At 59.6% G+C, this 20,370-nt stretch carries 18 protein-coding genes; 9 read left to right on the forward strand and 9 right to left on the reverse strand.

Features of this window, described 5'->3' with window-relative positions; all coding sequences use genetic code 11:
* Positions 1 to 4: 4 nt before the first annotated feature.
* A complete protein-coding gene (gene bioB / locus JL015_RS13760) occupies positions 5 to 1,063 on the reverse strand; it encodes a biotin synthase BioB (RefSeq protein ID WP_122317437.1) in 1,059 nt (352 codons plus the stop codon).
* Between the two features lie 91 nt (positions 1,064 to 1,154).
* Here bioB and JL015_RS13765 point away from each other — a divergent pair, with 91 nt between their 5' ends.
* The 3 genes from JL015_RS13765 (at position 1,155) to JL015_RS13775 (ending at position 4,700) form a co-directional block, all read left to right on the forward strand.
* Positions 1,155 to 1,889 (forward strand): ComF family protein, encoded by a 735-nt coding sequence (locus JL015_RS13765; RefSeq protein WP_201018833.1) that lies wholly within the window; start codon positions 1,155 to 1,157, stop codon positions 1,887 to 1,889.
* 62 nt (positions 1,890 to 1,951) lie between these two features.
* Positions 1,952 to 2,716: a TOBE domain-containing protein gene (locus JL015_RS13770; RefSeq protein ID WP_201018834.1), complete on the forward strand. Its 765-nt coding sequence runs from the start codon at positions 1,952 to 1,954 to the stop codon at positions 2,714 to 2,716.
* Between the two features lie 82 nt (positions 2,717 to 2,798).
* Complete coding sequence (locus JL015_RS13775) at positions 2,799 to 4,700, forward strand: PhoX family protein (RefSeq protein ID WP_201019029.1); 1,902 nt, start codon at positions 2,799 to 2,801, stop codon at positions 4,698 to 4,700.
* A gap of 81 nt (positions 4,701 to 4,781) precedes the next feature.
* On the opposite strand, the gene JL015_RS13780 is transcribed toward JL015_RS13775, so the two are convergent.
* Genes JL015_RS13780 through JL015_RS13805 form a run of 6 tightly spaced genes read right to left on the reverse strand, consistent with a single transcriptional unit; the run spans position 4,782 to position 10,332 of the window.
* Positions 4,782 to 5,615 carry a phosphodiesterase gene (locus JL015_RS13780; RefSeq protein WP_201018835.1) on the reverse strand — a complete coding sequence of 278 codons (834 nt, stop codon included), beginning with the start codon at positions 5,613 to 5,615 and terminating at the stop codon, positions 4,782 to 4,784.
* 24 nt (positions 5,616 to 5,639) lie between these two features.
* Positions 5,640 to 6,671: an ABC transporter ATP-binding protein gene (locus JL015_RS13785; protein ID WP_201018836.1), complete on the reverse strand. Its 1,032-nt coding sequence runs from the start codon at positions 6,669 to 6,671 to the stop codon at positions 5,640 to 5,642.
* Complete coding sequence (locus tag JL015_RS13790) at positions 6,668 to 7,462, reverse strand: ABC transporter permease (RefSeq protein WP_201018837.1); 795 nt, start codon at positions 7,460 to 7,462, stop codon at positions 6,668 to 6,670. The genes JL015_RS13785 and JL015_RS13790 overlap by 4 nt, the downstream gene beginning before the upstream one ends.
* Positions 7,459 to 8,328: an ABC transporter permease gene (locus tag JL015_RS13795; RefSeq protein WP_201018838.1), complete on the reverse strand. Its 870-nt coding sequence runs from the start codon at positions 8,326 to 8,328 to the stop codon at positions 7,459 to 7,461. The genes JL015_RS13790 and JL015_RS13795 overlap by 4 nt, the downstream gene beginning before the upstream one ends.
* Positions 8,328 to 9,329 carry an ABC transporter substrate-binding protein gene (locus JL015_RS13800; RefSeq protein ID WP_201018839.1) on the reverse strand — a complete coding sequence of 334 codons (1,002 nt, stop codon included), beginning with the start codon at positions 9,327 to 9,329 and terminating at the stop codon, positions 8,328 to 8,330. Before JL015_RS13800 ends, JL015_RS13795 begins: the two co-directional genes overlap by 1 nt.
* Positions 9,313 to 10,332 (reverse strand): substrate-binding domain-containing protein, encoded by a 1,020-nt coding sequence (locus JL015_RS13805; protein WP_201018840.1) that lies wholly within the window; start codon positions 10,330 to 10,332, stop codon positions 9,313 to 9,315. The genes JL015_RS13800 and JL015_RS13805 overlap by 17 nt, the downstream gene beginning before the upstream one ends.
* Positions 10,333 to 10,525: 193 nt before the next feature.
* Here JL015_RS13805 and JL015_RS13810 point away from each other — a divergent pair, with 193 nt between their 5' ends.
* Together JL015_RS13810 and rarD are read left to right on the forward strand one after the other, a co-directional pair.
* Positions 10,526 to 11,500 (forward strand): serine/threonine protein kinase, encoded by a 975-nt coding sequence (locus JL015_RS13810; RefSeq protein ID WP_201018841.1) that lies wholly within the window; start codon positions 10,526 to 10,528, stop codon positions 11,498 to 11,500.
* 92 nt (positions 11,501 to 11,592) lie between these two features.
* The gene (gene rarD / locus JL015_RS13815; protein ID WP_201018842.1) at positions 11,593 to 12,480 is read left to right on the forward strand and encodes an EamA family transporter RarD; all 888 of its coding nucleotides are present in this window, start codon (positions 11,593 to 11,595) and stop codon (positions 12,478 to 12,480) included.
* A 236-nt stretch (positions 12,481 to 12,716) separates the two neighbouring features.
* Here rarD and JL015_RS13820 read toward each other — a convergent pair whose 3' ends face one another.
* Positions 12,717 to 13,235 (reverse strand): glycine cleavage system protein R, encoded by a 519-nt coding sequence (locus JL015_RS13820; RefSeq protein ID WP_201018843.1) that lies wholly within the window; start codon positions 13,233 to 13,235, stop codon positions 12,717 to 12,719.
* A gap of 319 nt (positions 13,236 to 13,554) precedes the next feature.
* On the opposite strand from JL015_RS13820, the gene JL015_RS13825 reads away from it, so the two are divergent.
* On the forward strand, positions 13,555 to 15,729 hold the full coding sequence (locus tag JL015_RS13825) for a malate synthase G (protein WP_201018844.1): 2,175 nt from the start codon (positions 13,555 to 13,557) through the stop codon (positions 15,727 to 15,729).
* Positions 15,730 to 15,890: 161 nt separating this feature from the next.
* On the opposite strand, the gene JL015_RS13830 is transcribed toward JL015_RS13825, so the two are convergent.
* Positions 15,891 to 16,337 (reverse strand): response regulator, encoded by a 447-nt coding sequence (locus JL015_RS13830; protein ID WP_201018845.1) that lies wholly within the window; start codon positions 16,335 to 16,337, stop codon positions 15,891 to 15,893.
* Positions 16,338 to 16,570: 233 nt separating this feature from the next.
* On the opposite strand from JL015_RS13830, the gene JL015_RS13835 reads away from it, so the two are divergent.
* From JL015_RS13835 to ltnD, 3 genes are all read left to right on the forward strand, one after another.
* Positions 16,571 to 18,505, forward strand: a complete 1,935-nt coding sequence (locus JL015_RS13835; protein WP_201018846.1) for a DUF294 nucleotidyltransferase-like domain-containing protein — start codon at positions 16,571 to 16,573, stop codon at positions 18,503 to 18,505.
* Positions 18,502 to 19,215, forward strand: coding sequence for a 3'-5' exonuclease (locus JL015_RS13840; protein WP_201018847.1), 714 nt, complete (start codon positions 18,502 to 18,504; stop codon positions 19,213 to 19,215). The genes JL015_RS13835 and JL015_RS13840 overlap by 4 nt, the downstream gene beginning before the upstream one ends.
* Before the next feature lie 246 nt (positions 19,216 to 19,461).
* Positions 19,462 to 20,367, forward strand: coding sequence for an L-threonate dehydrogenase (ltnD, locus tag JL015_RS13845; RefSeq protein WP_201005139.1), 906 nt, complete (start codon positions 19,462 to 19,464; stop codon positions 20,365 to 20,367).
* Positions 20,368 to 20,370: the final 3 nt, after the last annotated feature.

A 20,370-nucleotide genomic window follows, 5' to 3' on the forward strand; every position in this document is an offset into this window, starting at 1 on the left:
AGGATCAGGCAGACGCCGCGTCGTAGAACATGGCGCTGCTCTTCTGCTCGACCAGCGCCTGTTCGATGGCGGCCTGGTGAACTTCATCGGCGTGCTCTTCGCGGGCTTCGGGCTTGATCCCCAGACGCGAGAACAACAGCATGTCCTTGTCGGCCTGCGGGTTGGCGGTAGTCAGCAATTTCTCGCCGTAGAAAATCGAATTGGCACCGGCGAAGAACGCCAGGGCCTGCATCTGCTCGTTCATCGCCTCGCGACCGGCCGACAGGCGGACATGGGACTGCGGCATCAGAATACGAGCCACGGCCAGCATGCGGATGAAGTCGAATGGATCGACTTCCTCGGCGTTCTCCAGCGGCGTGCCTGCGACTTTCACCAGCATGTTGATCGGCACCGACTCCGGGTGCTCAGGCAGGTTCGCCAACTGAATCAACAGCCCGGCGCGGTCGTCCAGCGACTCGCCCATGCCCAGAATGCCACCGGAGCAGATCTTCATTCCCGCATCGCGCACATACGCCAGGGTCTGCAAACGCTCGCTGTATGTGCGGGTGGTAATGATGTTGCCGTAGAACTCCGGCGAGGTGTCCAGGTTGTGGTTGTAGTAATCCAGACCCGCCTGGGCCAGCGCTTCAGTCTGGTCCTGATCCAGACGACCCAGGGTCATGCAGGTTTCCAGGCCCATGGCTTTGACACCTTTGACCATTTCCAGCACGTAGGGCATGTCTTTGGCCGATGGATGTTTCCAGGCCGCACCCATGCAGAAACGGGTCGAACCGATGGCCTTCGCGCGAGCGGCTTCTTCCAGAACCTTCTGCACTTCCAGCAGCTTTTCTTTCTCAAGACCGGTGTTGTAGTGACCGGATTGCGGACAGTACTTGCAGTCTTCAGGGCAGGCGCCGGTCTTGATCGACAGCAGGGTCGAAACCTGGACGCGGTTGGCGTCGAAGTGAGCGCGGTGCACAGTCTGCGCCTGAAACAGCAGGTCATTGAATGGCTGTACGAACAACGCCTTGACCTCGGCTAAAGTCCAGTCGTGACGCAGAGTGGCGGTGGTGCTGGCGCTCATTGGGCGGCTCCTTGGTTTTTTCAGGCAATGCGCCAAGGCGAAGAAAGCCCACAAGCGCTACACGGATGTTCGGCATATTTAAGGAAGAGCCATGCGCTGTCAACCCGATTACAAACACAAGGTTTACATCTGGTTAAAAAACAAACAAATCTGTTTATTATGCGATGAACTCAGCGATGCACCTTTTCCTGTCTGCGTGGCCTGTGAAACCGATTTGCCCTGGCTTGGCGACCAATGCCTGAATTGCGCCCTGCCGCTTCCGGTCTGCGGTCTGACTTGCGGACAATGCCTCAAAAAGCCACCGGCGTTCACGGAGGTCATCGCTCCCTGGCTGTACGATTTTCCGGTCGACAGCCTGATCACTCGCTTTAAACACCAGAGCCGGTGGCCCATGGGGCAATTGCTGGCCGAACTGGCCGGGCAATTCCTGCAACACCGCTTCGACGAGGGCCTTGCCCGCCCCGATTGTCTGCTGCCCGTTCCCTTGGCCAACAAACGTCTGCGCCAGCGCGGCTACAACCAGGCGGGCATGCTGGCCGACTGGCTCGGCAAAACTCTGAGCCTGCCAGTGGATGAACGCCAGTTGCTTCGCATCCGCGAGACAACGGCCCAGCAAGGGCTGGACGCAAAAACCCGCAAACGTAACCTGAACGGCGCCTTCAAGGTGGTCGATGCGGCCTGGATACAAGGCAAGCATCTGGCCTTGGTAGACGATGTGCTGACCACAGGTTCTACAGCCGATGTGATTGCCCGTGCCCTGCTCAGGAACGGAGCGCGGCGGGTGGATGTTTACTGCCTGGCCAGAACACCCAAGCCCGAGGGTTGATCGTTTCGCTCGCCGACTTGCCTTACACTTCGCTCTTCCCATCAGCCACACAATCCGTCGCCATGCCCTTACCGACTCTGCTGACGCAACATATGATCCGTCGCCCACAGCGCATCGAGTTGCTGCAACACATCGCTGAGCAAGGCTCCATCACCCGGGCGGCCAAAAGTGCGGGGTTGAGTTACAAGGCAACCTGGGACGCCATCGATGAACTGAACAATCTGGCGCAAAAGCCCTTGGTCGAGCGCAGTGTCGGCGGACGAGGTGGCGGTGGCGCAAAACTGTCCGCCGAAGGTGAGCGCGTGCTGCGTCTCTATCAACGACTGCAGGCATTACAGGCCCAGGTGCTGGAAGCCACCGAAGAAAGCGCGGACCTGGACCTGCTCAGTCGCCTGACCCTGCGCACCAGCGCCCGCAACCAGTTGCTGGGCCGTATCGTGAGCATCATGCGACATGGGCACAACGACCATATTCGCCTGAAAATGGCGGACGAGGTGTTCATTGAGGCGCAGATCACCCATGACAGCACCCTGCGTCTGGATCTGGGCCTCGATACCGATGTCGTCGCTCTCATCAAGGCAGGCTGGCTTGAGTTGTTTCCCCACGACCACGAAGAAACAAATGGAAACAATTGCCTGCTCGGACTGATCGATACCATTCTCGAAGCCGAAGACGGCCCTTGCGAAGTACGCATCAGCCTGCCTGGAGGCCAGACGCTGTGTGCCTTGGCGCCCTCTGAACAGCTTCAGGCCCTGCAACTGGAAACGGGCAGTCGGGTGCAGGTTCAGTTCGCGCCGTCTCTGGTCTTGCTGGGCACATCTTTGTAAGCGCCTGTGTCGTCATCCCCTCGACACAATTTCGTCATATGCGGCAATTATCGTGGCTGCCACCTCTGTGGGAGCCGTGATGATGAAACTATTAGAAGAAAATCAATCAACCGACCTCGAAAAGATGGTCGGCCTCACTCGTCGTGGATTCATTGGCGCAGGCGCACTGTGCGGTGCTGCGATGTTTCTGGGCGGCAACCTGCTGACCCGCAGCGCACTGGCCACCAGTGTCAGCGCCGCATCGGGCAAGCTGCTGGGCTTTGACAGCATTCCAGCCGCCACGGCAGATACCATCAGCCTGCCGCCAGGCTATAAATCCTCGGTTCTCATCAGTTGGGGCCAGCCCTTGCAGGCAGGCGGTCCGGCTTTCGACCCGAGCGGCAAAGGCACCGCCAAGGCGCAGGAAGTGCAGTTCGGCGACAACAACGATGGCATGAGCCTGTTCCCGATGCCCGGCCATAAAGACCGGGCGCTGATGGCGATCAACAACGAATACACCAACTACCGCTACCTCTTCGATCATGGCAAGGAGCCGCAATCGGCTGAAGAAGTGCAGAAGGCACTGGCCGCCGAGGGCGTATCGGTCATCGAAGTCCAGCAGAAGAACGGCCAGTGGCAGTTCGTGCAGGACTCAAAGTACAACCGTCGCATTCATGGCAACACGCCCATCGACCTGAGCGGCCCGGCTGCCGGCCATGAATGGCTCAAGACCGATGCCGACAAGGCGGGCAAGCATGCCTTGGGCACCTTCCAGAACTGCGCCAACGGCAAGACGCCATGGGGCACTTACCTGACCTGCGAAGAGAACTTCACCGACTGTTTCGGCAGCAGCAATCCGGAGCAGAAGTTCGATGCGGGCCTCAAGCGTTACGGCGTCGTGGCTGCCAGCAAAGACATCAACTGGCATCAACACGATCCGCGCTTCGATGTGGCCAAGAATCCCAACGAGGCCAATCGTCACGGCTGGGTGGTCGAGATCGATCCATTCGACCCGAAATCCACACCGCTCAAACGCACCGCGCTGGGCCGCTTCAAGCATGAAAACGCCGCACTGACCGAAACCAAGGGCGGTCGCGTCGTGGTGTACATGGGCGACGACGAACGTGGCGAGTTCATCTACAAGTTCATCAGCCGCGACAAGATCGACCACCAGGACCCCAAGGCCAACCGCAACCTGCTGGATCACGGCACGCTGTATGTGGCGCAGTTCGACGGCGGCGACAACAACCCGGATCGGCCGAAAGGCAAAGGCCAGTGGATCGAGCTGACACACGGCAAGAACGGCCTGGATGCCGCTGCCGGCTTCAACAGCCAGGCCGAAGTGCTGATTCATGCACGTCTGGCCGCCAGCGTGGTGAAAGCCACACGCATGGACCGTCCGGAATGGATCGTGGTCAGCCCCAAGGATGGCCAGGTCTATTGCACCCTCACCAACAACGCCAAGCGCGGCGATGACGGCCAGCCTGTTGGCGGACCTAACCCGAGAGCCAAGAACCAGTACGGACAGATCCTGCGTTGGAGGGAAGCCGAAGATAATGCATCGGCCATGGAGTTCGAGTGGGATCTGTTCGTGGTCGCGGGCAACCCGGTCGTACATGCCGGCAAGCCACAAGGCGGGTCAAGCAACGTCAATGCCCAGAACATGTTCAACAGCCCGGACGGCCTGAGCTTCGACGAAGCGGGTCGCCTGTGGATACAGACCGACGGCGACTCCAGCAACAAGGGTGACTTCGCTGGCATGGGCAATAACCAGATGCTCTGCGCCGACCCGCACAGCGGTGAAATCCGCCGCTTCCTGGTCGGGCCGATCGGTTGCGAAGTGACCGGCATCAGCTTCGCGCCGGACTACAAGACGATGTTCGTGGGGATTCAGCACCCTGGCGAAAACGGCGGATCCACCTTCCCCGAGCACCTGCCCGACGGCAAACCACGGTCCTCGGTGATGGTGATTACCCGCGAAGATGGCGGCATCATCGGCGCCTGATCCAATCGCCTCCACACGGGTATTTATCCCGTAGGAGCGAATTCATTCGCGAATGAATTCGCTCCTACGCCTGTCGGGATATCAGTCAATCAACCCGTTGGCATCGTAGAAAGGGTACGGCCCTTCGTGATCGCCAAACACTGCGTTGTGAGTCACCAGCCCGTCTTGTGGATGCCAGCGATGCAACAGGTAGCCCGCGGGTTCCAGATTGAAATGCGCCGGTGCAGCCTCTTCAAGGTCGAGCACGATCTGATGTGAAGTACCGGGGCAAACACACGCCATGCTGCCGCCAAACCGACGCTGCATCGGTCGGTGCAGATGCCCGCACAGCAAACGCTCGACTTGAGGGTGCAAGGCAATCAACTGCTCCAGGGCCGCCGCATTGCCAAAAGGCTGAAGGTCCATATGGCCGATGCCGCTGATAAACGGCGGATGGTGCAGGATCAACACTGTCGGCACATCGGGTCGTCGGGATAACTGGGTGTGCAGCCAATCGAGCTGGCAGTAATCCAGCCGCCCGCCATGCTCTCCCGGAATGGTCGAATCCATGCCGATCAAACGCACGGGATACTGCTCGACCACCCAGTCCAGCGGCGCGCTTGCCGATAGCGGCAAATACATGTGATCGGCAAAAGCGGCCAGCAGATGCTCACGGTCATCATGATTGCCGGGCACCAGATAGAACGGCATATGCAAACGCTCCAGCTCCGGCTTGAGCACGGCATATTCGTCAGCGCGACCGAAATCCACCAGGTCCCCGCTGACAACCACGATATCGGGGCGCGGTGTACTGGCGTTGATGTGCTCAACCGCACGACGCAAAGCACCCAGAGTATCCACGACACCATAGGTCAGACGCCCACCGGCTTTGAGGTGCAGGTCGCTGATTTGAGCGATGAGAAAGGGACGATTCAAAATGATCTCTCGGTTAGAACGGCGTCACGAAGACAGGGTAAACAGCGCTTGAGGCTCGACGCTCAAGGCAATAGAGGCACCGGCGGCATGGATGACATTGTCTGAACTGTCCACCAACAGCGGCTGCGCACCACCAACATCCACCAGCAAGCGGCTTTGCGCGCCCTGGAAAAACTGCCCTACCAATCGACCTTGCAGATGCCCACTGGCGGACGTCACGCGCAGGTGCTCCGGGCGGCAATAGACGATGGTCGGTGCCTGAGCAGCATTCCAGGGCAACTCGCCGCCACTGACTTTCAAACCAAGTGGCGTACGCTCAAGCACGCTGAAAGCGTTGAGGTTGCCGACGAAACCGGCCACGAAGGCATTGGCAGGTTGTTGATAGATTTCCCGCGGGCTGGCCAGTTGTGCGACGCGGCCTTTTTCCATGACCAGAATGCGATCACCCAGCGCCATGGCTTCGCCCTGATCGTGGGTGACAAACACGGATGTGATCCCCAGGCCACGCAGCAGTTGATCAAGTTCACTGCGCAAACGCTCACGCAACTGGGCATCCAGCGCAGCAAGCGGCTCATCCAGCAACAGCACGCGAGGACGAGGCGCCAGGGCGCGAGCCAATGCCACGCGTTGACGCTGCCCGCCGGACAGTTCGTGAATGCTGCGCTTGCCATGATCGTGCAGGCCCACCAGCTCCAGCAGTTCGGTGCAGCGCTTGTTGCGCTCGGCGGGCGACATGCCGCGAATCTTCAGGCCATAAACGATATTGCCCGCCACATCGAGATTGGGAAACAGCGCATAGTTCTGGAACACCATCCCCACATCGCGCCGCTCGATAGGCAAGCGCGTGACATCCTGATCGTCGAACAGCACTTGCCCGACATCCGGGCGCTCAAGCCCGGCAATCAAGCGCAAGGTGGTGGTCTTGCCGCACCCGGAAGGCCCGAGAATGGCCAGGGTTTCGCCCGGTTCTATGGTCAGGTGCAAATCATGTACAGCGACCGTGCCGTCAGGAAACGCCTTGCGGCAACCCTGCAGGCGTATGGTGGTTCCGCTCATCGGCTCTCTCCACGGGCAAGACGGGCACTGATGGCCTGCAATGCAATAAGCAGCGGCACGATCAGCAACAGAAATAGAAGGGTGTAGGCGCTGGCAACTTCCAGGCGTGCCGAGGCATAGCTGTCGGCCAACCCAACAGGCAGGGTTTTGGTCATGGGGGTGTGGAGCATCCAGGTCAGGTTGAACTCGCCCAGCGACAAGGTCACGACCATCAACACGCCCGCAAGAATCCCGGCCCGGCAGTTGGGCACTACCACGCTGAAAAAACGCTTGAGCGGCCCTGCCCCCAGGCTGGCAGCGGCCTCTTCGAGAACCGGCAGTTGCTGACGCTGCATCACGGCCATGACCGGACGAACCAGAAACGGCAAGGTGAACAGCACATGCCCCACCAGAATGAACAACCAACTGCCGCGAAAATCACCGAACTGCCCATAAGTCAGCAGCAACGCCAAGGCGCTGGCCAGGCCCGGCATGGCAACGGGCAAGACCATCAGCTCCTCGAAAGCGCGACTGAAACGGTTATTCATCCGCACCAGCGCATACGCCGCAGGCACACCGATCAGACACACACAAAAGGCACAGGCCAACGCCAGTTGCAGCGACAGCCAGACCGTCGGCGAGTAGGCCTGCCAGACTTGCAACAGCCAATCGAAGGTCAGGCCGCTGGACAGGCCCTGAAAATAATTGCGCGTCAGGCCGGCCAGCAGTGACAACACCACCGGGACCAACATGAACGCGCAGACCAACAGGGTAAAAAGCAGTTGTGCCGTAAACAGTGCAGGACGTTTCACAGCGCGGCTCCTGAAGTCTTGGCCAGACGACTAGCCACCAGCAGGACCGCCCAGGTCACCGCACCGAGAATCACGGACAATGCCGCAGCCACGGTGAAGTTGGCGTAGTTGGTGAACACGTTGTAGATCGCGACCGGCGTGACGTTCAGTCGGGTCCCGAGTGTGAACGCCGTACCGAAAGCGCCCATGGAAGTCGCGAAACAGATTGCGCCACAGGACACCAGAGCCGGGGCCAGGCCGGGCACGATCACGTCACAGACCACCCGCCAGTGACCGGCACCCAATGAATGCGCGGCCTCCTCCAGGCTGCGGTCCAGACTTTCGCAGGCAGCCATCACGGTGAGGATCACCCGGGGGATCGAGAAATACAGATAGCCAATGAACAAGCCTGTCAGCGAATAGGCGAAAACCCAGCGCTCACCCGCCAGCTCAAGCCCGAGCGCGGCAAAGATGCCCTGACGCCCGGCCAGCAGGATCACCAGAAAGCCCACGACCACGCCGGGAAACGCCAGCGGAAAGGTCAGCAAGGCCACCAATGCCGAGCGGCCGAAAAAGCGCTGCCGCGCAAGAAACACACCGCTGATACCGCCCACCAGCAAAGCGGCGAGCGTAACCACGATGGCCAGCAGACAGGTCTGCGCAAGACTGCCCAGATATTGAGCACTGCTCAGCACCTGCCAATAACCACTGTCGCTGCCTTCAGGGCTCTGCCCGCCCAGGACAATCAAGTGCGCAAGCGGCAGCAACCAGAAAGCCAGCAACACCGCCATTGCCGGGGCAAGCGCCACGGCAGCGGTCGGGCGCAGGCACAGCCTGGGGAATCTGCCCGGCCGCACAGTGCCCGCATGCTCCAGCGAGGCTGACATTACTTCACCTCACGCAGATAGCGGGCGGCGAAGGCTTCCTGCACTGTGGCCATCTGCTGGTAATCCACAACGCCAGCACGGGCGTAATCGCTGTCCGGCAGGAACTGAGCCGCCACCTCGGCCGGGACTTTCGAGCGAACAGGGCGCAGATACGCCTTGGCCCAGAGCGCCTGACCTTCATCGGACAGCACAAAATCCAGCACCTTCTCGGCGTTGGCGCGATGCGGCGCCTTGTTGATCATGCTCATGACATACGGCACACCGATGGTGCCTTCCTGAGGGATCACGAAAGCGACGTTGGCCTTGTCCTTGTAACGGGCGCGATAAGCGTTGAAGTCGTAGTCGATCAGGATCGGCAACTCACCGGACAACACCCGTGCATAAGCAGTCTGCTTGGGCACGATGGGTGAGTTTTTCGCCAGCTTCTGGAAGTAATCGATGGCCGGAGCGAAGTTATCCAGCGTGCCGCCCATGGCCTGGTTGATGGCAACTGCCGATACATAACCGACGAACGCACTGGACGGATCGAGGTAGCCGACCATGCCTTTGTATTCAGGCTTGAGCAGATCCGCCCAGCTCTGAGGCACCGGCAGACCGCCCAGAGCATCGACGTTGACCATGATGCCAAGGGTGCCGGAATGAATCGCGAACCAGTGGCCAGCCGGGTCTTTCAGGCCCGCCGGAATATCATCCCAGTGCCTGGGCTTGTAGGTATCGACGACACCGGCCTTCTGCGCCTGCAAGCCGAAGGTCACGCCGTAATACACCACGTCGGCCACGGGAGCCGCCTGTTCGGCAACGATCTGCGCCAGCGCCTGACCGGAGTTCTTGTTGTCCAGCGGGACCTGTACGCCGGTCTTGTCGGCAATGGCCTTGAGCTGCGTCCCCCAATCAGCCCACTCAGGCGGGCAGTTGTAACAGATAGCGGTTTCAGCGGCCTGAGCCAGACTGGCCACACCACAGAGCAGCAAAGCCGACAGGGTTTTACTGAGACTGAACATGAAGCATCTCCTCATGGGGCTGGGTACTTTCACCGGGCCGGATATGGCACGGCAGACAATGGGAAACCGGTGCCGCCCCGCAGATCTGAGCCAGCAACTGATCGATAACGATCTGTGCCAACGCCGCAATCGGCTGAACGACACTGCACAGCGTCGGATGCATCTGGGTGCCGAGGGCGATGCCGTCGAAACCGATGACTGAAAAGCGCTCAGGCACGCCGAGACCGTTACGGCGCAACTCGGCAATCAGGCTGATCGCCAGCAAATCGTTGGAGCAGACCAGTGCCGTAGGCGCTTGCGGGCCATGCAGCAAAGGCATCAGAGCGGCAAAGTCGGCGCGGGTGTGGGCGGGCATTTCAATGACCGGCAACACATCAAGGCCGCGTTCGGTCATGGCATCGCAATAGCCGGCATAACGCAGGCGCGCACGGTCGGACTGCATGGCAGGGCCTGCAACCATGCCGACACGCCGATGCCCGGCATCCAGCAAATAGCGGGTCGCCAGCGCCATGCCCGCTCGGTTATCCACAGACACAGCGCTGTAGTCGGGGTTATCGGTCTGGTGATAGGCCAGTACGAAAGGCGTGTCTTCACTGGCAAGGCTTTGCAACACGAGATTGCGCTCGGCATCGGTCACGGTCAGCACCAACCCGTCCACCCGCTGGCGCAGCAGCTCTTCCACCACTTCGCTTTCGCGCTCACTGGCGTAATCGGTGGTCGCCAGCAGCAGGTTGTAACCTCGGGAGCGGGCCACACGCTCCATCGCCTGAAACTGCTCGGCAAACACCGGATTGAGCAGGTTAGGCACCACCACTCCAATCAGGTTGGTGGTTTGCAGGCGCAACTGGCGACCAAGGCGGTTGGGGCGAAAACCCAACTCACGGGCAGCCGCAAATACCTGGTCACGAGTAGCCGGACGCACGACATCGGGGGTAGCGAAGGCTCGCGCAGCCGTGGCTCGCGATACACCAGCCAGGCGTGCAACTTCTTTCAGGTCAGTCATTGTCACTCGCTTGAGATCGATCTCATTGGCGGCGACACTAATCGACGAACATGGCTATCCGACGAACAAACCATGACCGTTTCGTGACGTTGGCGAAAACCTGAAATTAGATTCAAGTGGTTTGGCTGATGGGCACCACTCTGCGTTAACATCACTGGCCCAACGCGGCGACCTGCTGCGCGCAGGAGTCAGCATGACCCACCCATTCGCAACACTCACTCCCGACCTCGTGCTTGATGCAGTAGAAAGCATCGGCTTTCTCAGCGACGCCCGAGTCCTGGCCCTCAACAGCTATGAAAACCGGGTCTATCAAGTCGGCATCGAAGACGAGCAGCCCCTGATCGCCAAGTTCTATCGTCCACAGCGCTGGAGCAACGAGGCGATTCTCGAAGAGCACAGCTTCACCTTCGAGCTGGCGGAGGTCGAAGTGCCAGTAGTCGCGCCTCTGGTGCATGACGGGAAAACCCTTTTCGAGCATGGCGACTTTCGCTTCACGCTGTTCCCGCGTCGTGGCGGACGAGCCCCCGAGCCGGGCAACCTCGATCAGCTCTATCGTCTGGGCCAGTTGCTGGGGCGCATCCATGCCGTGGGCGCGACCCGGCCGTTCGAGCATCGCGAAGCCCTGGCCGTGAAAAACTTCGGCCATGATTCCCTCGACTACCTGCTGACCAACGACTGCATTCCGCGCAGTCTGCTCCCGGCTTACGAGTCCGTTGCCCGCGACCTGCTCAAGCGGGTCGAAGATGTCTACGCCGCAACGCCACACAGCAATATCCGCATCCATGGCGACTGCCATCCCGGCAACATGATGTGCCGCGATGAGATGTTCCACATTGTCGATCTGGACGACTGCCGTATGGGACCCGCCGTACAGGACATCTGGATGATGCTGGCAGGCGATCGTCAGGAATGCCTGGGACAATTGTCGGAACTGATGGACGGCTACAACGAGTTTCACGACTTCGATCCCGCCGAACTGGCACTCATAGAGCCGTTGCGCGCCCTGCGCCTGATGCATTACAGCGCATGGCTGGCAAAGCGCTGGGACGACCCGGCCTTCCCGCGCAGCTTTCCGTGGTTCGGCACCGAGCGTTATTGGGGCGACCACATCCTTGCCTTGCGCGAGCAGTTGTCAGTTCTGAACGAAGAGCCCCTGAAACTGTTCTGACCCCCGCCTTGTGCGTCGCAAGCCCACAACCTGCGACGCATGCGCTGCCACGATAAAAACCAGAAACCTGCTGTTGAGAACAAGGACACCACATGCAAGCTGCCAACCCACGCCGTGGATACATTCTTGGCCTGAGTGCTTACATCATCTGGGGCCTGTTCCCGATGTACTTCAAACTCCTGGCCGCCGTTCCCGCCCTTGAGATCATCATTCACCGGGCGATCTGGTCAGCGTTGTTCGGCTCCCTGCTGCTTCTGGTCTGGAAACATCCCGGCTGGTGGCGCGAGCTGCGCGAGAATCCCCGACGACTGGCAGTACTGGCGCTCAGCGGCAGCCTGATCGCCTGCAACTGGATGGTGTATGTCTGGGCCGTGAACAACGGACGCATGGTCGAGGCCAGCCTGGGGTATTACATCAACCCGCTGGTCAACGTACTGCTCGGGATGTTGCTGCTGGGTGAACGCCTGCGGCGGCTGCAATGGCTGGCGGTGCTGCTGGCAGCGGCCGGTGTTGCCCAGCAGGTCTGGCATGTAGGCAATCTGCCGTGGGTGTCGCTGTTATTACCGCTGACATTCGGCTTCTACGGCCTGATCCGCAAGAAAGCCCCGGTAGCGGCCCTGCCCGGCCTGGTCGTGGAAACCTGGATGCTGGTCCCGCTGGCCCTCGCCTGGCTGCTGCTCACCCCAATGGCACAAACCGCACAGCCTGAGTTCTGGACCACCAGCCAGGCGATATGGCTGGCAGCGGCCGGTCCAGTGACGCTGATTCCGCTGGTATGCTTCAACGCCGCCGCCCGCCACTTGCCCTACACCACCCTGGGCTTCCTGCAATACATCGCGCCGACACTGGTGCTGGCACTTGCGGTCCTGCTGTACGGCGAGCACCTGAACACCAGCACTATCATCACTTTCGTCTGCATCTGGATAGGCCTGGCGATCTACAGCATTGATGCCTGGCTGAATCTGCGCCGCCGCACCTGATCAAAAAACATACAACCCTTTGCAAGCCACGTTCTGCGTGGCCTGCAAAGGGTTCTCCAACGGTTATCCACAGGCAGGTTCACCTTATTTGTGTACAAGCCATTGAAACTGTTGAATTTTTGATCAATTCCCGCAAAGCCTTGCCCGTCATGGCGCACAAGGCAATCTCCCCAGGTTATCCACAGGCGGATGCACGGTTAACTTGGATAACCTGCGAACAGTGCGATAGCAGCCACTCAAATATCCGTCTTCAACACCAATTCCACCATCAGATCATCCGCGAGGGTTTCGAGCCGGGCCTGTAGATCGTCCAGTGAAAGCGTGAGAGGCACGCCCAGTACCGCGTCGGCGTGGAACAGCAGTTCGCTGCTCATGGGTGCCGGGGTGATGTCGGTGCTCAGGCTTTCGACGTTGACGCCCTGCCCGGTCAGCAAGCGGGTGATATCACGAACGATGCCGGGGCGGTCATTGCCGACAAGCTGCATGCTGATGGTTTTCCAGGAGCCGAGGGTTTCGGCTGTGCTTTCGGCAAGTTGCACATGAATGCCATGAACCGTCAGCACCCGCAGGGCCTGGATCAGTTCATCCTGGCTTTCAGGCGAGACGCCAACCCGCAGGATACCGGCGAATTGCCCGGCCATGCGCGACATGCGGCTCTCCAGCCAGTTGCCGCCATGATCGGCGATGCATTGGGCGATACGCTCGACCTGCCCGGGCTTGTCGGGTGCAACCACAGTGACTACGAGATGATTCACAGGTGACTACCTCTGCTTTCAAAAAGACTCCGCCAGACCTCGGCGGGTGTCGCGAAAGTATAGGCAAGGTTCACACAAGCACTGCAAAGCGCAGAACGTGTACCGTTTTGATAATTATCTGGAACAATCGTCGTCATTTTTGAGAACATCCGGGTCGGCAGCGTGACTGGTCGTGAAACTTCAGTCGTTTGATGACATATTCATTCCCCATCGCTGCTCCTCATGTAGTATTCCGCGGCGCGCACTACATAACACCGAAACCAATAACAGAGCGCTCCTTGAGTGAGCTCGACCTGCTGAGCAGAGTGAGGCAAGTGCAATGACTGAGTACGTTCAAGTCGGTGACCTGCAGGTCGCCAAAGTCCTGTTCGACTTCGTGCAGAACGAAGCCACCCCGGGAACCGGCGTCGATGCCGCAGCGTTCTGGGCCGGGGCGGACAAACTGATCCATGAGCTTGCGCCCAAGAACAGAGCCCTGCTCGCCAAACGTGATGACTTGCAGGCAAGAATCGATGCCTGGCACCAGTCCAACGCCGCACAGGCCCACGACGCCTCGGCTTACAAAGCTTTCCTTCAGGAAATCGGTTATCTGCTGCCAGAAGCGGCAGATTTCCGGATCACGACACAAAACGTCGATGAAGAAATTGCCACCATGGCCGGCCCGCAACTGGTCGTGCCGGTGATGAATGCCCGCTTCGCCCTCAATGCCTCCAATGCACGCTGGGGCTCGCTGTACGACGCGCTCTATGGCACCGATGCCATCAGCGAAGAAGGCGGCGCCGAAAAGGGCAAGGGCTACAACAAGGTTCGCGGTGACAAGGTGATTGCCTTCGCCCGCGCCTTCCTCGACGAGGCCGCGCCCCTGGCGGCTGGCTCGCACGTGGATTCAACCGCTTACAAACTGATCGATGGCAAACTGGTCATCAGCCTCAAGGGCGGCAGCAATACCGGCCTCAAGGACGACGCGCAACTGATCGGTTTCCAGGGCGATCCTTCTGCACCGCTAGCCATTCTGCTCAAGCACAACGGCCTGCACTTCGAGATCCAGATCGATGCTTCCAGCCCGGTCGGCCTGACAGACCCGGCAGGTGTGAAAGACATCCTGATGGAAGCCGCGCTGACCACCATCATGGACTGCGAAGACTCCATCGCCGCAGTCGATGCCGACGACAAGGTCGTGGTGTATCGCAACTGGCTGGGCCTGATGAAAGGTGACCTGGCCGAAGAAGTGGCCAAGGGCGGTGAAACCTTTACCCGCACCATGAACCCCGACCGTGTCTACACCACGCCCGAAGGCAACGAAGTCACGCTGCATGGCCGCTCGTTACTGTTCATCCGCAACGTGGGTCACCTGATGACCATCGATGCGATTCTGGACAAGCAAGGCAACGAAGTGCCCGAAGGCATTCTCGACGGCCTGCTGACCAGCCTCGCTGCGATCCATAACCTCAATGGCAATACGTCGCGCAGCAATAGCCGCAGCGGCTCCGTGTACATCGTCAAACCCAAGATGCATGGCCCGGAAGAAGCCGCATTCACCAATGAGCTGTTCGGCCGCATCGAACAAGTCCTGGGCTTGCCGCGCAACACGCTGAAAGTCGGCATCATGGACGAAGAACGCCGCACCACGGTCAACCTCAAGGCCTGTATCCAGGCGGCGAGCGAGCGCGTGGTGTTCATCAACACCGGTTTCCTGGACCGCACGGGCGACGAAATCCACACCTCCATGGAAGCAGGCCCGGTCGTTCGCAAGGCGCAGATGAAGGCCGAAAAATGGATCGGTGCCTACGAGAACTCCAACGTCGATATCGGCCTGAAGTGCGGCCTGCAAGGCCGGGCACAGATCGGCAAGGGCATGTGGGCCATGCCGGACCTGATGGCGGCGATGCTGGAACAGAAAATCGCGCACCCTCTGGCTGGCGCAAACACCGCCTGGGTGCCTTCGCCTACAGCGGCAGCCCTGCACGCCTTGCACTATCACAAGGTCGACGTGTTCGCCCGTCAGGCCGAGCTGGCGCAACGAGTGCCCGCTTCGGTGGATGACATCCTCACCATTCCGCTGGCGCCACAGGTCAACTGGACACCGGAAGAGATTCAGAACGAACTGGACAACAATGCCCAGGGCATTCTTGGCTATGTCGTACGCTGGATCGATCAGGGTGTGGGTTGCTCGAAAGTGCCGGATATCAATGACATCGGCCTGATGGAAGACCGCGCAACGCTGCGCATCTCCAGCCAGCACATGGCCAACTGGCTGCGTCATGGCGTGGTCAACGAAGCCCAAGTACTGGAAAGCCTCAAGCGCATGGCGCCGGTGGTGGATCGGCAGAACGCCAACGACCCTCTATATCGCCCGCTGGCGCCGGACTTCGATAGCAATATCGCGTTCCAGGCCGCCATCGAGCTGGTGATAGAAGGCACAAAGCAGCCTAACGGTTACACCGAGCCGGTGCTGCATCGCCGTCGTCGGGAGTTCAAGGCTCAAAACCGGTAGTGGTTTTCGCGACTGAAGTCGCGAAAGCTCTAAGCCTCAAGCTACAAGCTACAAGCTACAAGCGGCAAGTTAAGAGCACAGCGCGTACACCACCCGCTTTTTCTTGCAGCTTGAAGCTTGTAGCTCAATCTCTCCTGCACACGCCGGGAGCGACTTCAGGCTCAGGCCATCCCCAACTCACGCTTGACCAGCCTCACAAGCTGCTTGGTATTGAGCGGCTTGAGCAGGAAGTCCACCACGCTCAAGTGCATGGCATCGATGGCATCGCGCACGTTGGCATCGCCTGAAACGATGATGATCGGCAAGGCGGCGCGTTCGGAATCGCGGACCTGGCGGATCAGGTCAAGCCCGTCGCAAGGCGCCATGCGCAGATCGGTGATCAACAGGCCTATGGACTGCTTGGTTTCAAGCAGCTCCATGGCGCTATTGCCACCACCGGCCGTCATGCAACTGATGTCATTGAGGCTAAGAATCTCGGCCAGCAACTCGCGAGCATCGCTGTCGTCGTCGACGATCAGCACACGCTGCGGCAAATCACGATTGGGCTGGAGCATGACCTCTGTAAGGGCATCACGCTCTTCATCGCTCAAGATGTCGTGGTCACTCATTACCGTCTCATCATTCCCTGGACTAATTCTGACAGCAGATCAGGTTAAACCTGCGGCGCACTTCAAAGGCTTCCCAGCCGGATATTCGAGCGCGATCCCATGCGTTCGTCAAAACTGTTCTACAAGAACCCCGGCACCGGAGCACTACCCACAGCGTAAGACTTACGTCCAATGGGCACTGCGACGGAAGCGGCCGACCATGACCACCAATAACAAAAACGCGGTAGACGGTCATGAGCAAAGCCGACGCTTTCACCCAGGCAGGCAAGACAGCGGTGTTGCAGAACATTCACGGCACCATGCAGTTCCTGCAAAAATTCCCGCCGTTCAATCAGATGGAAAACGCCCATCTTGCGTACCTGGTTGAACAGTGTCAGCTACGTTTTTACGCCAGCGACGAGAGCATCATCAAGCCAGCCGATGGTCCAGTAGAGCACTTTTATATCGTTAAGCAAGGGCGAGTGGTAGGGGAACGACCACATTCGGCCAAAGGCGGCACCGAAACCACCTTTGAAATCACCACCGGAGAATGCTTCCCGCTGGCGGCTCTGTTGGGCGAACGGGCAACACGTACCGAACATCTGGCAGCCGAAGATACTTTTTGCCTGCAACTGAACAAACAGGCATTCATCAAGCTGTTTGCACTGTCCACCACCTTCCGGGACTTCGCCTTGCGCGGGGTCAGCAGCCTGCTGGATCAGGTCAACCATCAAGTCCAGCAACGCGCCGTGGAAACCCTGGGCACTCAATATTCCCTGAATACCCGCCTTGGCGAATTGGCCATGCGCCATCCGGTGATGTGCAGCCCAGAAACACCGATGCGCGAAGCTGTGAAAATGATGCACGAGCAGCAAGTGGGCAGCATCGTGATAGTCGATGAGCAGCAGGCACCACTGGGCATCTTCACGCTACGCGATTTGCGCGAAGCCGTGGCCGACGTCAATGTCGACTTCAGCCAGGCGATCAAGCACACCATGAGCCCGGCGCCGTTTCACCTGAGCCCCGACGCCAGCGCCTTCGATGCTGCCATCGCCATGACCGGCCGCCACATTGCCCATGTCTGCCTGGTCAAGAGTGGACGCTTGTGCGGCGTAGTGTCAGAGCGCGATCTGTTTTCCCTGCAACGTGTGGACCTGGTGCATCTGGCGCGTACCATCCGTAATGCACCGCGGATCGAGGCACTGACCAATCTGCGCGGCGATATTGTGCAACTGGTCGACCGGATGCTGGCTCACGGCGCCTCTTCAACCCAGATCACCCAGATCATTACCCTGCTCAACGACCACACCGTATGCCGGGTCATCGAACTGACCCTGGAAGAGAAAGGCGATCCCGGCGTGCCTTTCAGTTGGCTGTGCTTCGGCAGCGAAGGACGGCGTGAACAGACGCTGCACACCGATCAGGACAACGGAATCCTGTTTGAAGCCAGTGATGCCGCGCAGGCAGCGGAAATACGCGCGCTGTTGCTGCCCATCGCCGAGCGTATCAACCAGAGCCTTGCCCAGTGCGGCTTCAGCCTGTGTAAAGGCAATATCATGGCCAGTAATCCCGAGCTGTGCCTGTCACGCAGCGAATGGTCCAGACGCTTCTCGGCCTTCATTCGCGAAGCCACACCGGAAAACCTGCTGGCATCGAGCATCTACTTCGATCTGCGGGTGGTCTGGGGCGACGAAGCCGGGTGTGAACAATTGCGTCGCGGCATCCTCGATCAGGTTGCGGACAACCGCCTGTTCCAGCGCATGATGGCCGACAATGCCCTGCGACAGCGCCCTCCGGTCGGGCGCTTCAAGGACTTCGTGCTGGCACGCAAGGGCAGCGACAAGGACACTCTGGACCTCAAGACCGAAGGCCTGACGCCGTTTGTCGATGGTGCCAGACTGCTCGCGCTGGCCAATGGCATCGGTGCCAACAACACGCTGGAGCGACTGCGCCAACTGGTGGAACGCGAGGTCATCGACCCGCTGGACGGTGCCGCCTATGAAGAGGCTTACCACTTCATTCAACAGACCCGCATGCTGCAACATCAACTGCAAAGCCGCCAGAATCTGCCGTACTCCAACCGCATCGACCCTGACACCCTGAACCATCTGGACCGTCGCATTCTGCGCGAGTCATTCCGCCAGGCTCAACGCCTGCAAACCAGCCTGACCATGCGTTATCAACTATGAATCTGTTTGAGTGGTTACGACCGCGCCCGAAAAAGACACCTCTGGACAGCCATCAATTGCAGCGTCTGGCAGAACTGCCCGCCTTCGCTCAGCTCAGTGATCAACCGTTGCGCAAACAGCGCTGGGTTGTGCTTGATCTGGAAACCAGCGGCCTGAACATGAACCGCGATCAGGTTCTGTCCATCGGCGCTGTGGTGATCGAGGATGGCGCCATCGACCTTGGCCAGCAGTTCGAGCGCACGATTCTGCGCGTCGATCACAAAGTCAGCCCGGCTGTGCTTATTCACGGCCTGGCGCCCAGTACCATTGCGGCCGGTAGCGAGCCGGTCGAGGCTTTTCTGGACTTTCTGGAGTTCGCGGGCTCAAGCCCGGTGCTGGCTTTCCACGCACCGTTCGACCAGCACATGCTGTCCCGCGCCCTGAGAGACAGCCTGGACTATCGCTTACAGCACCCGTTCTTCGATGTCGCCGATATCGCCCCGATGCTTTGCCCGAATGCCAACCTGCGCCAGGCCGGGCTGGACGACTGGACGAACTTTTTCGGGCTGCATGCCGAAGAGCGCCACCATGCCAGCGCCGACGCGCTGGTCACGGCTGAACTGGCCTTGATCCTGTTCAGCCATGCACGCCGCCAGGGCATCGACAGCCCCGCCCGCCTGGAGGAATCCCTGGGTCAATGGCGCAGGCGCAAGCAGAACCATTCGTTTTAATTCCTCGCATCACCCCTTCCTTCAGCACCTGAAATTCTGTCGTCGCGGGCAAGCCCCCTCCCACACATCATCATTCCAATGTGGGGGGAGGGCTTGCCCGCGACGCTTTTTCGATGTGAACTTTTGTTAAAAACAAAAAATACTTCACATTATTCACTCACTGATCCACTATCAGATTCACAGATCAGAACAATATCGTCCGTTTGCTGGCTCAACAGGCATCGGCACAGACTTGAGGATTGCTTCATGACTACGAAGAATGTTGGCGTTATCGGCCTGGGTGCCATGGGTCTGGGCATTGCCCGCTCGCTGCTGCGCAATGGCTTCAATGTGCATGCCTGCGATGTGCGCACCAGCGTGACCGAAGCGTTCGCCCAGGAAGGTGGTGTTGCCTGCGACTCACCTGCCAGCATGGCTGCCGCCTGCGATGTGATCATCACTGTCGTGGTCAACGCCGAACAGACTGAAACAGTCCTCTTTGGCGAGAACGGCGCCATCGGCGCACTGCGCCCCGGCAGCCTGGTCATCGGCTGTGCCACCGTTGCTCCAACCTTCGCCGTCGAACTGGGCCAGCGTCTGGTCGATCAAGGCCTGCTGTACCTCGATGCTCCGATCTCCGGCGGCGCGGCCAAGGCGGCTGCCGGCCAGATGACCATGATGACCTCAGGCCCGGCCGAGTCCTATGCCAAGGCAGAAGCCGTGCTCAACGGCATGGCGGGCAAGGTCTATCGCTTGGGCGACGTGCATGGCCTGGGCTCGAAAGTCAAAATCATCAACCAGTTGCTGGCTGGCGTACACATCGCGGCAAGTGCCGAAGCCATGGCCCTGGGCCTGCGCGAAGGTGTCGATGCAGACGCCCTGTACGAAGTGATCACCAACAGCGCCGGTAACTCGTGGATGTTCGAGAACCGTGTGCCACACATCCTCAAGGCGGATTACACACCGCTCTCGGCGGTGGACATTTTCGTCAAGGATCTGGGCCTGGTCCTGGATACCGCACGCACCAGCAAATTCCCGCTGCCACTGTCGGCCACTGCTCATCAAATGTTCATGCAGGCTTCCAGCGCCGGTTTCGGTCGCGAGGATGACTCGGCAGTGATCAAGATCTTCCCGGGCATCGAACTGCCAAAAGCCAAACCAGAACAAGCCTGAGGA

The organism is Pseudomonas cichorii (genome assembly GCF_015471405.1).
GTDB classification, from domain to species: Bacteria; Pseudomonadota; Gammaproteobacteria; order Pseudomonadales; family Pseudomonadaceae; genus Aquipseudomonas; species Aquipseudomonas serbiensis.